The organism is Streptomyces sp. NPDC046197, from assembly GCF_040646295.1.
Taxonomy (GTDB): Bacteria; Actinomycetota; Actinomycetes; order Streptomycetales; family Streptomycetaceae; genus Streptomyces.
In genome coordinates this window covers 29,983-41,866 of sequence record NZ_JBEYZY010000045.1, presented here as the reverse complement: position 1 = coordinate 41,866, position 11,884 = coordinate 29,983, and the positions used below count along the sequence as shown (strand labels likewise).

General features: G+C 66.4%; 9 protein-coding genes and 1 pseudogene. 6 read left to right on the top strand and 4 right to left on the bottom strand.

All coding sequences use genetic code 11. From position 1 onward, the window contains the following. Positions 1-554 precede the first annotated feature (554 nt). The 3 genes and pseudogenes from AB0A61_RS36330 to AB0A61_RS36320 form a co-directional block, all read left to right on the top strand. Positions 555-674 (top strand): annotated as a pseudogene (locus tag AB0A61_RS36330) (IS5/IS1182 family transposase); the annotation flags it as partial. A gap of 339 nt (positions 675-1,013) precedes the next feature. Next, positions 1,014-1,481, top strand: coding sequence for a VOC family protein (locus AB0A61_RS36325; protein ID WP_361302341.1), 468 nt, complete (start codon positions 1,014-1,016; stop codon positions 1,479-1,481). A 381-nt stretch (positions 1,482-1,862) separates the two neighbouring features. Next, positions 1,863-2,825, top strand: coding sequence for a nitronate monooxygenase (locus AB0A61_RS36320; RefSeq protein WP_361302338.1), 963 nt, complete (start codon positions 1,863-1,865; stop codon positions 2,823-2,825). A 156-nt stretch (positions 2,826-2,981) separates the two neighbouring features. Here the strand turns inward: AB0A61_RS36320 and AB0A61_RS36315 are convergent, their stop codons facing one another. Continuing rightward, on the bottom strand, positions 2,982-3,599 hold the full coding sequence (locus AB0A61_RS36315; RefSeq protein WP_361302335.1) for a TetR/AcrR family transcriptional regulator: 618 nt from the start codon (positions 3,597-3,599) through the stop codon (positions 2,982-2,984). A 437-nt stretch (positions 3,600-4,036) separates the two neighbouring features. Here AB0A61_RS36315 and AB0A61_RS36310 point away from each other — a divergent pair, with 437 nt between their 5' ends. Together AB0A61_RS36310 and AB0A61_RS36305 are read left to right on the top strand one after the other, a co-directional pair. After that, positions 4,037-5,473, top strand: a complete 1,437-nt coding sequence (locus AB0A61_RS36310) for an aldehyde dehydrogenase (protein WP_361302332.1) — start codon at positions 4,037-4,039, stop codon at positions 5,471-5,473. 65 nt (positions 5,474-5,538) lie between these two features. Continuing rightward, a complete protein-coding gene (locus AB0A61_RS36305) occupies positions 5,539-7,143 on the top strand; it encodes a GMC family oxidoreductase N-terminal domain-containing protein (protein ID WP_361302329.1) in 1,605 nt (534 codons plus the stop codon). Positions 7,144-7,160: 17 nt separating this feature from the next. On the opposite strand, the gene AB0A61_RS36300 is transcribed toward AB0A61_RS36305, so the two are convergent. Both AB0A61_RS36300 and AB0A61_RS36295 read right to left on the bottom strand, forming a co-directional pair. Then, on the bottom strand, positions 7,161-7,856 hold the full coding sequence (locus AB0A61_RS36300) for a type 1 glutamine amidotransferase domain-containing protein (protein ID WP_361302326.1): 696 nt from the start codon (positions 7,854-7,856) through the stop codon (positions 7,161-7,163). 466 nt (positions 7,857-8,322) lie between these two features. Further along, positions 8,323-9,573 (bottom strand): IS701 family transposase, encoded by a 1,251-nt coding sequence (locus AB0A61_RS36295; RefSeq protein WP_361302373.1) that lies wholly within the window; start codon positions 9,571-9,573, stop codon positions 8,323-8,325. Positions 9,574-9,768: 195 nt separating this feature from the next. Between AB0A61_RS36295 and AB0A61_RS36290 the strand changes: the two genes are divergently transcribed. After that, the gene (locus AB0A61_RS36290; protein WP_361302323.1) at positions 9,769-10,218 is read left to right on the top strand and encodes a GNAT family N-acetyltransferase; all 450 of its coding nucleotides are present in this window, start codon (positions 9,769-9,771) and stop codon (positions 10,216-10,218) included. A gap of 37 nt (positions 10,219-10,255) precedes the next feature. Here the strand turns inward: AB0A61_RS36290 and AB0A61_RS36285 are convergent, their stop codons facing one another. Next, the gene (locus tag AB0A61_RS36285; RefSeq protein ID WP_361302321.1) at positions 10,256-11,713 is read right to left on the bottom strand and encodes an NF041680 family putative transposase; all 1,458 of its coding nucleotides are present in this window, start codon (positions 11,711-11,713) and stop codon (positions 10,256-10,258) included. Between the last annotated feature and the right edge of the window lie 171 nt (positions 11,714-11,884).

The following is an 11,884-nucleotide window of genomic DNA, read 5'->3' as shown; positions in this document are numbered from 1 at the left end:
GTGCCGCCTGCCGCCTGCCGCCTGCCGCCTGCCGCCTGCCGCCTGCCGCCTGCCGCCTGCCGCCTGCCGCCTGCCGCCTGCCGCCTGCCGCCTGCCGCCTGCCGTTGTACCGACTGGTCCGCAGCGCGGTCAGTTCAGTCGATGGCCGCTGGGGCAGACGGCGCTGTGGGGGTGTGCTCCAGGCCGGGTGGTAGGGGCAGGAGCGGATCTGCTGAGGGCGTTCAGGGTCTGGTGCATAGCTGTTCGTACCGTCCGTTTCGCCCGGCACGATACGACGGTCAGTCTCCTCAACTCGTCCTTGCTGACCGCGCCGGTGGCCTGGGTGACCGCTTCGGCGAAGGCCGACCCGGCGAGGGTGCAGACGGTGGCGCCGGGCTCGCGGTGCCTCTCGCGCCGTGCCGCGGGTTCCCTAGCGGAATGGGTGAGACCGCCACACGATGAGCTTCCCTTGACAGTCCCGGAGACTCGCGGCCTGCTGAGCACGTCTGCACAAGGGCCTCGGACAGTTCGCTGTCCGAGACCCGCAGACCCTCGGCCTGGTCGACGGAATCCCGCCTGTGGCCGGATGTCCGGGCCGTCCACGGCGGCGGCCCGGCTGCGTCCTGAGCGACAAGGCGTACGACTCGAACGCCGTGCGGCGTGAGCTGCGACGCCGCTGGATCCTGCCGGTGATCTCCGGCAAGGGCGCGCCGAGTATCAAGGGCCTGGGCAAACTCCGTTACGTCGTCGCGTAGCCCTTCGCCCTGCTCCACCAGTTCAAGCGGCTCGCCGTCCGCTGGGAATGCCGAACCGAACTCCACGTCGCCTTCGTCTCCTTGGCATGCAGCCTCATCTGCTGGATGCGACTGAAGAGGCACCGATCATAATCGTGTTACAAGCTCTACACGGCGAGCCATCAAACCTGATCACGAATATCCGGACCTTGATTATTCCGCAGCGAACCGGGCGATAGGCTGAACCGTCTGGTTCATCCCGCCACCCCCTGATGGTTCAGCAGGCTAGGAGTGATCGCGATGCCCATGCCAGCCCACCCGCCGAAAAACCCATCAAGCCCCTTTTCATCCTTCAGTGGTCACCATGTTGGTATCCGTGTTCCCGACTACGACGCGGCGAAGGCTTGGTACACGGAGAAGCTGGACTTCCGAGTGCTCCAGGAGTGGCCCTACGGTGAGCTGAAGCTCGCGTACCTCTGCCCGCCCAACGATGACAACTTCCATGTAGAACTGCTGGCCGGACCGGTACCCTTCCCGAACGAGGTCCTCGACGACCTCGGAGTCAGCCTGCAGCACGGCGGCTACCAGCACATGTGCTTCCATGTCGCCGATGTCGACGAAGCACGTGCGGAACTCGCTGGCCGTGGTGTCGACCTTATCGGTGAACCTTTCGAGATCGAGGACATCAGCCGGCGACTGGCGTTCTTCCGCGACCCGTGGGGCAACATGATCGAACTGTCGCAGAAGCTGCCCGGAGCTGGTTCCTGATCAGCCTCACAACATCAGCATGCGCTCAGTTGCGCAGACTTTTACTTGCCCACTGCACCGTCCGCGAAGAATAGCGCGGGCCTTCCCCTGCCGTGTGTTGCGATTCAGTCGAACCACAAATCGTCGTCCACGATCCACGGCCGAGTACTCGCAGCCGCCCGAACGGCCGAATCATCACATCGTTCACGCCCAACCAGAGCACTTTAACAAGATCGTGTTATGAGCTTTACGGCACCATCTAACACTCCGACTGACGGGTCAGGCGCTCCGCGGTTCCATTTTGCGATCGAGTAGCTCCACGCGGGCGAGACGGCGCTTCTGGTGGGCCGGACTCACCGTGTTCGCTAGCGTCTACCCATGTTGCATACGAGATTCACCGAAATGTTCGGTATCACCTACCCGGTGATGGCGGCCCCGAGGGCCTTGCACAGCGGCGGAACACTCGCCGCCGCGGTCTCCGCGGCCGGCGGGCTCGGTTCCTTCGGGGGTACACATCCCTGGAAAGGGCCTGACTGGATCCGTGCGGAGATCGCGACCATTCGCGCCACGACTCACCTCCCGTTCGGAGTCGGCTTCATCACGCCGTTCCTCCCCTTCACCGAACCGCATTTCGAGGCCGCTCTGGAAGAGCGACCAGAGGTCATCGCACTGTCGTTCGCCGACCCGCAGCCGTGGCTTGCCCGAGCCAAGGCCGCAGGAGCCCGGGTGATGTGCCAGGTACAGAACTACGACGACGCACAGGCGGCCGTCGCCGCGGGTGCCGATGTCCTCGTGGCGCAGGGTACCGAGGCTGGCGGCCATACCGGAACGATGGGCCTCCTGCCCTTCCTGGCCGGGATCGTGAGGCGCTACCCCGATGTTCCGGTGCTGGCCGCAGGAGGCATTGGCGATGGCCGCACACTCGCGGCCGTCCTCACTGCCGGGGCGGACGGCGCCTGGCTGGGCACGGCGTTTCTCGCCACGACCGAAGCGATCGAGGTAAACGATGTCCACAAGCGCCTGATCGTCGAGAGTGATGGCAGCGACACCGTATGGACGCGGACCTACGACATTGTGTCGGGGCTGCCGTGGCCGGCGACCATCGGTGAACGAGTCCGCCGCAATCGGTTCACCGATGAGTGGTCAGAGCGCGAGGCGACGCTGCGGGGCCGCGAAGAGGAATTCGCGCCCCCCAAGGGCGTCAGTCCCGTTGAGGACCCGCCCGACCCTGACACGAGCGCGATTCTCTATGGCCAGTCGGCGATCTTCGTCGATGCCGTCCGTCCCGCCGCGGAAGTGGTCCGGACGATCAGTGACGAGGCCGAGGCAATCCTGGCCGCACGGCCTCGATCGCTGCTGAGCTGACGAGCAACCCAGCTCGCGCGGGTGTCGTGAACGGCTGAGTCACCACCCGACGGGAAGCCGGGTGGGGAGGTGGCGGTGCCGGTGGATGCGGTCGGCTGAGCGTGGTGAACGATGACTCCGGATGGTCTTTGGGAGCTGTTGACGGTGGCTGCCCTGTCATTCTCGTGATGTTGCCGAGGCATGCTCGGTGATGGCCTCGAAGAGGAAAAGGCCCTGCTCCACCAGTTCCTCCCTTGAGATGCCCAGATCTCCGTTGAACCAGCTCAGCAGCATCTCGCTGACCGCGCCCACGACGGCCACGGACAGGGTGGCGGTGTCGATCCGGGGATCATGAAGCCCTTCCCTCAGGAGGGAGTCCACGAGGCCGCTCATTCGCTGCAGGCCCAGACGCCGTTCGCGTGCTGTGAGGGGACCGGCACCCAGGGATTCCGTGAGTTTGACGCGCCCTTTTCTGGGGTCTTCCAGAGGAAGCCCGGCGATGAGGTCGATCATGTTTCGAGCCCGGTCGCGCAGCGGCTGGTCTGTGGCGATCGCCTCGGTGCACCGGCTGATCTGTTCCTCGTAGATGTCTCTCATGAGCGCTGCCATGAGATCGTCGAGGGACGCGAAGCTCTCCGCGAAGTACCTGTCTTTGAGTCCGGCGTGGCGGAGAACCGCACTGATCGATGTGCGGGCGTATCCCTGGGTGGAGAAAAGTTCGAGTCCGCTTTCCATGAGGCGCCGACGGCGGAGCGAAGCGCGCTGTTCCGCCGTGGCTCCGCCATATGTCCTCACGATGTGCCGCCTCTCCTTGAGGCGTCCTGCTCATGGTGCGATGTCACGCACCCGGGGGCCGGCCTGCCGACCGCGATGCTCAGTGGCCTCGTGTGATGTCTTGAGCCGCCGGTCCGGCCTTCCCTCGTCGGGAGGCGGCCACAGCATTTACTCCCACATTTCACCCATCTGGTGACAGGCTACCCCAGATAGGTGTAATGTCGGATTCATTCAGTTGTGAATCATGAAAGCGCTCCCCCCGGGCCGGTACCAGCCGCAAGGGGCGTCGCAGATGTGGCCCCCCCGCAGGTTCGACGCGCCGGGCCACTGCGCAGGAAAGTCATGACCGGCAGCGGCCTGCGTACCGCGCTGAGCACCCTCGTACCCGCTGGTCATCCACGTATCGAACACCACGGAATGTCGTGGTCCCAAGGCCATGCCGTGGGGAGAGTTCACCAATGGATCCCAACCAACTGTTCATCGGCGGACGCTGGGTGCACACGTCCGGTGACCGTGTCATCAACGTCGCATCCGCGAGTACCGGCGATCATCTCGGTGCCGTTCCGGACGGTTCTCAGGACGACATCGACCGGGCGGTCGGAGCCGCTCGTGCCGCATTCGACGCACCGACCGGCTGGTCCTTCTGGGGCCCTGAACATCGCGCGGCCGCCATGATCCGTCTCGCGGATGCGCTCGATGCCAGGAAGGGGGCGACCTCCGCCGCCGTCAGCGCGCAGAACGGCATGCCGATCACTGTCGCCCGGTCCTTCGAAGGGGTGGTGCCGTCAGCCCTGCTGCGCTACTACGCGGGTCTGGCCGACAGCATGACGTCCGAGGAACTGCGTACTGGACTGCCCCGTGGCACCACGCTGGTCCGACGGGAACCCGCAGGCGTCGTAGCCGCCATAATGACCTGGAACTTCCCTCAGACCATCGCCTTCTTCAAGGTGGCCCCGGCTCTGGCGGCCGGTTGCGCGCTCGTCCTCAAGCCGGCTCCGGAGACGGTCCTCGACTCGGTGCTGCTGGCGGAGGCCGTCGAGGAAGCGGGAATTCCCGACGGCGTGATCAACATCGTTCCGGGCGGCCGTGACACCGGCGCCTATCTGGTCTCCCATCCTGACATCGACAAGGTGTCGTTCACCGGATCCACCAGAGCGGGACGCCAAGTGGCTGCCGCATGCGCCGAGTTGCTGCGGCCGGTAACCCTGGAACTGGGAGGCAAGTCCGCCGCCGTTGTCCTCGACGACGCCGACCTCGCCGCGAACGCAGAGCAGTTCTTCATGGCCAGTCTGCTGAACAACGGTCAGACATGTTACGCGAGTACCAGGATCCTGGCCCCCCGCAACAGGTATCACGAAGTGGTCGAGTTCTGTACGGCGATGGCCCGTGACGCCGTCGTCGGTGACGCGCTCGACCCCGACACCCAGATCGGCCCACTCGTCAGCCAGCGCCAGCGCGAACGGGTCCTGGGTTACATCAAGACCGGCCTCAACGAAGGGGCTCGGCTCACCACCGGAGGAGGTCGGCCATCCGGCCTCGATCGAGGCTGGTTCGTCGAACCCACCGTATTCGTCGACGTCGAGAACTCATCGACCATCGCGCAGGAAGAAATCTTCGGCCCGGTCCTCACGATCACACCCTACGACGGCGAGGACGAGGCAGTGCGCCTGGCGAACGAGTCGGCCTACGGCCTCGCCGGCACCGTCTGGACCACGGACCTGGACCATGGTGCCCAGGTGGCCCGCCGTTTGAGGACCGGCACCGTCGGGCTCAACGGCTATCTGCCCGACCTCGCCTCCCCCTACGGAGGCAGGAAGGCCAGCGGACTCGGCAGCGAACTGGGGCCCGAGGGACTTCACGCATACCAGCAACTCCAGTCGATCTACCACCCCTGATGCGACAGCCGTAGCCCGGCTCGGCGAGTCCGGGCGACGGCCGCTCGCCGGGCGAGGGAACCAGCATGACTTCCACCGGAACCGAAGGATTCGACTACGTCATCGTGGGCGCCGGCAGCGCCGGTTGCGTACTCGCAGACCGCCTGAGCCGCGACGACCGCGTTCGGGTGCTGCTCCTCGAAGCGGGCGGCCCCGACGCCGACGAACTCATCCACATCCCAGCCGCGCTCGGAATGCTCTTCGGATCGAATACCGACTGGACCTACCGTACGGTCGAGCAGCCCCAGCCGGGGCGTACCTTCTCCTGGCCCCGGGGAAAGACTCTGGGCGGCTCATCATCCACCAACGTCATGATCTACACCCGGGGCAACCGGAACGACTACGACAGCTGGCGTGATGAGCACGGTGCGAAAGGCTGGGGCTACGACGACGTCCTGCCCTACTTCATGAAGTCCGAGTCCAACCGCCGCCTCGGCGAGCCCTACCACGGTTCGAACGGACCCCTGCACGTCGAGGACCGCACCTACACCCACGAACTCTCACAATCCTGGCTGGACGCCGCCGTGGAATGGGGACTGGACCGCAACGACGACTTCGCGGGTGCGTCCCCTGTCGGCGCCGGCCTGTACCAGGTGACATGCCATTACGGGCGACGTTGGTCCACGGCCGACGCCTATCTGCGCCCGGCCCTCGGCCGACCCAATCTCACGGTACGCACCAGCGCCCTGGCAACAAAGATCACACTCAACGGATCACGCGCGGCCGGCATCACCTATCTCCGGGACGGACAGGAGCAGACGGCCCACGCCGACGGGGAGATTCTGCTCTGCGGCGGATCCATCAACTCGCCCCAGCTGCTGCTCCTGTCGGGCATAGGCGATCCCGACGAGCTGCACGATGTGGGGATAGACGTCCGAGTCCCCCTGCCCGGCGTCGGGCGTAACCTGCAGGACCACTTGATGGCTCCCATCGTGTGGGAGACCCGGAACTCCACTGATATCGTCCGGGACCTGCTCACCTCGGACAACCTCGAACGGTGGCGCACACACGGCGACGGGCCCTTCGCCTCCAACTACGGCGAGGTCGGCGCGTTCCTCAATGTCACGGACGGCCAAAGCCGTCCTGACGTCCAGCTGGTGGGAGGGGCCACGGCACTCATTCGCAGCGGTGAGGAAGAACCTGACCGGCCGGTGTTCACGATGAACTGCGTCCCCCTGCACCCGCAGACTCGCGGCACCGTCCGTCTCGCGTCGGCTGATCCGCAGGCCCCGCCGTTGATCGATCCCCGGTACTTCGACGTGCCCGTGGATGCGTCGGTCATGGTCGCCGGACTCAGAGCGGTCATGGGCATCGCCCACCGCGCACCGTTCGCCGAATACCTGGGGCGGTCGTACCTGCCGGCCAGTGACGACCTGGACGGTCTGGACGACGCGGCTCTCGAAGAGCACGTCCGCAGATGGAGTGCCACGGCGTATCACCCGGTGGGCACCTGCGCCATGGGAACCGGACACGACTCCGTCGTCAATTCGGATCTGGAGGTCTACGGAGTCGAGCGACTCCGTGTCGTCGACGCCTCGGTCATGCCGACTGTCATCAGTGGAAACACCAACGCACCCACGATCATGATCGCCGAAAAGGCTGCCGAGCGGATCGGGGAGCGGCCTCACTGAACTCGACGTAAGCGAGGTCAGGGCAGAGCTTCGACGAGCTCCTTGGCGAGCGGTCCCGAGGACGCGGGGTTCTGCCCCGTGAAGAGGTTGCGGTCCACGACCGTGTACGGCTCCCACGCGGGGCCCCGGGAGTACTCGGTGGGGAGCTTTTTCAGCTCGTCCTCCAGCAGCCACTTGGCCTTCTCGGCGAAACCGACTCCGGCCTCCTCCTCATTGCAGAAACCCGTCACCCGGTAGTTCGCGAAAGGCGTGCCGCCGTTCGCGTCACGGGTCGCGAGGAGAGCGGCCGGGGCATGGCAGCCGATGCCGAGTGGACGGCCGGAGGCGAGTGCCTCCCGCAGCAGTGACCCGGAGTCCGGGTCGACCGCGAGGTCTTCCATCGGGCCATGGCCTCCGGGGTAGTAGACCGCGTCGTAGTCGTCGAGGCGCACATCCTTCAGGGAGAAGGGATGCCGTAGCTCGTCCGCCTCCTCGATGACGGCCTCCTCCCGCAGCGCGTTCTCCTCGCCGCCCGCCATACGGGGCCTGAGGCTCATCGTGTCCACGACGGGCACGACCCCGTGCGGAGTTGCCACGGTGACCTCGTGTCCGGCCTCGGTGAACACGCTGTAAGGCGCCACGAACTCCTCGGCCCAGTACCCGGTGGGATGTCGGTGCCCGTCCTTCAGGGTCCAGTAACTCGCGCCGGTCAGCACACACAGGATCTTGACCATGGGACGGTCCTCCGGGAACACACTGCCCTCGACAGGGCATGAGGCGACCGGTTCAAACTTGCCCATCAAGTGTGGGCACGTATCCAGCTGCTTGCAACTCGTGGCCGACCGAGATGCGCATATTTCGGCCTCGCGAAATTTTCAACGGGATTTGACGCACTTCGTCTGGGGGATGTGGGACACGAATGCGTGGGATTTCAGTGAAGAATTTCCCGTGATGAGTTTTTCTTGAAGTGCAGAGATCTGCCGGCGTAATTGGACGGACCAATCCGGTGTTCCGAAGGCTGGCCAACGACGCCGGATACAGAAGCCCTCTCGGTCCGGCGCCGCCTCCGGGCAACGGCCCGGACCGCCACTTCCTGGTGGGTGCATGCCGTCGACGTGAAAGAACGGGAGGTGTCCGCGGACATCGACCCCGGCATATGTGGACATCCTCAGCCTAGTACTCCAGCCGTAGATGTGATCTTCATGGTTGCAGGGCGGCTTGGCGGCTGTAGTGGCTGTGGCGGGCGCGGGCTTGGTGTCGTCGGCGCCAGGTGGACCAGCGCAGTCGGTGCGCGAGGTCGTGGACGGGCTGGAGCAGCAGTGCGGTGAACAGGCGCTGGATCTCGTTGCAGGTGAGCGGGATGAGGCCGTCGGGGCTGGTGCCGTCGTCGGCCGGGGTATGGCGGCGTTCGAGGGCTGCGGTGACGGCGAGGAAGGCGTGGGCGGCCAGGGTGACCCATCGGTGCCATGAGTCCCAGCGGCGGACCTGGTGCTCGTCCAGTCCGGCCAGGGTCTTCGAGCTTTGGAACGTCTCCTCCACCGTCCAGCGGCTGCCGGCAACTTTGACCAGGGTGAGCAGTGGCACTGGGCGGGGTGAGCAGCAGCGGTAGTAGGCGAGTTCGCCGGTGGTGCGGTTGCGGCGGACCAGTAGGTGCTGGTGGCCCGGCAGATCGTTTGCGGTAATGGCGACTTGTGCCCAGTCGTACCGGCGGTGGCCTTTCGCACCCGTCCCGGCGGACAGCTTTTGCCAGGCTCGGCGTGGAATGCGTTTGGCGAGGTGGTCGGCGCGCTGCGGTCGGGCCGGGGTGGGGATGCGGTGGGTGCTGGAGACCGCGAGCGCGTGGCCGAGCTGCCGTTTCTCCAGGGCGGAGCGGAGGTTCGGGTTGTTGCCGTAGACCTCGTCGCCGGCTGCCCAGGCGGTCGGGACTCCAGCGTCTAGGGCCCGCTCGATCATCTGCTGGGCGAGTTGGGGCTTGGTGGCGAAGCCGACCTCGTCTGGGGTGGCGGCCTGTCGGCATCGCTCCGGGTCGCTGGTCCAGGATTTGGGCAGGTAGAGCGCGCGGTCGATGCCTGCGTGTCCGTGTGGGGAGGTGTAGGTGAGGTAGACGGCGACCTGGGAGTTCTCGATTCGTCCGGCGGTGCCGGTGTACTGACGCTGCACGCCGACGGTATGCGTGCCCTTCTTCAGGTCGCCGGTCTCATCCATCACCAGCACGGCCTGGTCATCGGCCAGATGCTCCACTATGAAGGCGCGCGGGTCGGCCCGCACCAGGTCGGCGTCCCATTTGGCCCGGCCGAGCAGGTGCTGCAGCCCGTCCGGGCTGGTGTCCCCGGAGTGCTCGGCGCTCGTCCAGCAGTTCTTGCGCGGCAGGTCAGCCAGCAAGCCGAGCACCAACTGCCGGGCTCGAAGCCTGGGTTCAACCCGCGCGAAGCGGCCCGCGATCTGGCCGATCAAGCCCTCAAACATGGCCCGCCACCCGGCGGGCACTACGCTGTGACCTGCGGCCACCGCTTCATGGTCAGTCCACACACCTCACGATGATTACCGGCGGCCGCACCCGAGTCCGTGCTGGGTGTCGTCGTTGAGTCAGTGTCCGATAGCCGAAATGCCCTGCTCCGCTGGTGCCGCTCCTGTTAGACAACCCTGATGGGCTACATCAAAATCCGTACCGCGAGCATCGCCGAGGTTCCCGCACTGCTGGCCTTCTGGGCCCGGTCGGCCGAGGGCACCAGCATCACCGACGACAAGGACGGGGTCACCCGCCTACTCGTCCGTGACCCAGAGGCCCTGCTGGTGGCCGAACAGGACGGAGCCATTGTCGGCACAGTCATCGCCGGCTACGACGGCTGGCGCTGCCACCTCTACCGGCTGGCAGTCGACCCGGACCAGCGCCGCCAGGGCATCGCCGCGGCGCTAATCGCCGCCGCCCACGAACGCTTCGTGACACTCGGCGGCCGCCGGGCCGATGCAATGGTCCTGGACCACAACGAACTCGGTCAGCATGCCTGGCGCGCCGCCGGTTACCACGCGGAGGAGCAGTGGACCCGCTGGGTCAGGCCGCTGTCCGACAGTGCCGACAACGGCTGCGGTGCATGACAGCATCACATCTACGGTTGGAGTACTAGCTTGATCTTTAACCTGTGCGGCGGGGTCGTGGGTCCGTTGACTTCTTCTTGCTGGGTCTCGCGGTGTCTGTTTTGCGGACTGTGTGCACGTCGTGGCGTGGGGTGGGCCGGGTGTTCTTGCGGCCGGGTGGCCGTCCCGGGCCAGGGCGGGAGGGTTTCGGTGCCTGGGCGGGGCAGGCGACGTGTGGGCGGAGGTGCCGGAAGTCGCGGCGGACGCGGGCAGGGGTGAGCCTGTTCGGCGGGCTCGGTTTCTCCCACGGTCGGCGCAGGTCGACGGCCAGCGGTCGGGCCAGCCGCAGCTGGGTGTAGACGGCGAGGATCAGCCAGGTCCATCGGTCGGCCGCCTCGGGAGTACGGATCTTCGGGCAGGTCCAGCCCAGGGTCTGCTTGAACAGCCGGAAGGTGTGCTCGATATCGAAGCGTCGCAGGAAGACCTGCCAGAGCCGGTCGACGTCAGCTTCGGTGGCGTCGGTGCCTGACCACCACAGCCATACCGGCTTCGGGGTGGCGCCGCTGGGCAGGCGGTCCACCCGCAGGTGGATCACGGTCCCTTCGATGACCGGGAGGACGCCCAGCTGAGCGGTCCAGGCGGAGCGATGGGTCAGCCGCGGGTGGAGCCTGTCCCATGCCTGGGCGGTGGCTGTGCCATACAGACGGGTCTCGGTCACGGTCTGGACATTGGGTGTGCCCCACGTGGTTCGGTCGCCGAAGACGAACTCGCCGCCGTGACGCGGTGGACGGCCCATCGTATGCGGCTCGCGCGGTGGGGCCGCCCGGCGCAGGACGCGGTCCGAGCGCATCCGGCCCAGCACCTGCACCGGAAGATCCTTCAGCAGGAAGGCCAGTCGGGGAACGTCGTATCCGGCGTCCACCACGATCAGCACGTCCGGATCGCCGTCCTTCCACTGCCCGGCCTCCATCAGCCGCTCGACCAGCTCGCGCATCTGCCGTGCGGTGACGGTGGCGGCGTCGTCGCCCGGAGCCAGCCGCAGGGCGTCCAGCGGCGCGGTCCACGAACTACGGCCCGATTCCAGTGCGCAGATCATCGAGTACGGCCAGCCGGGGACGGGGATGTGCTGGTCCTTGCCACGGCCGTAGGTATGGCACAGGATCCGCTGCGGTGAGGTGTGCGCATCGGGGCGCAGCCAGCAGGTGATGTCGGCGGCCAGCACCAGCCGGCCGTCCGCTGCCCGAGGCAGAGACACTGCGGCCAGCGCCCGCCGCAGCCGGGCGATGTCCACCCGGCCTGCGGCCAGAGCGTCATACAGCCCGCCGTGCCCGCGGCGGTGTTCGCCCACCAGCGACAGCTCCACCAGCGACCGCACCGGGCCATCCACACACAGCACCGCGTCAGCAAGCTCGAGCAGCGCATCCGCACGCCGAGTCAGGCAGGAGTAGAACTCGCCCCGGAAGCGTGACAGTTCCGCGAACGGCTCCTGCCGGACAGCATGATGCAACACACTCATCCTCACGGCCTTCGTGCTGGTCAGGTGTATTCCTTGGTCGGAGCACATGATCAGCCGAAGGCCGCCCGCGCGTACGGCGGTTACCGACGCGAGTGATCAAGTACGACACGTCGTTCGAGGCCAGAGGTTAAAGATCAAGCTAGGGCGTGTGTCAAAAGTGGCTGGTTGTGA

Bases quoted from the DNA above. Each gene is read 5' to 3' on its own strand.
- AB0A61_RS36305 (WP_361302329.1), top strand. From the start codon at position 5,539: ATGACTTCCACCGGAACCGAAGGATTCGACTACGTCATCGTGGGCGCC.
- AB0A61_RS36325 (WP_361302341.1), top strand. From the start codon at position 1,014: ATGCCCATGCCAGCCCACCCGCCGAAAAACCCATCAAGCCCCTTTTCA.
- AB0A61_RS36300 (WP_361302326.1), bottom strand. From the start codon at position 7,856: ATGGTCAAGATCCTGTGTGTGCTGACCGGCGCGAGTTACTGGACCCTG.
- AB0A61_RS36320 (WP_361302338.1), top strand. From the start codon at position 1,863: ATGTTCGGTATCACCTACCCGGTGATGGCGGCCCCGAGGGCCTTGCAC.
- AB0A61_RS36285 (WP_361302321.1), bottom strand. From the start codon at position 11,713: ATGAGTGTGTTGCATCATGCTGTCCGGCAGGAGCCGTTCGCGGAACTG.
- AB0A61_RS36310 (WP_361302332.1), top strand. From the start codon at position 4,037: ATGGATCCCAACCAACTGTTCATCGGCGGACGCTGGGTGCACACGTCC.
- AB0A61_RS36290 (WP_361302323.1), top strand. From the start codon at position 9,769: ATGGGCTACATCAAAATCCGTACCGCGAGCATCGCCGAGGTTCCCGCA.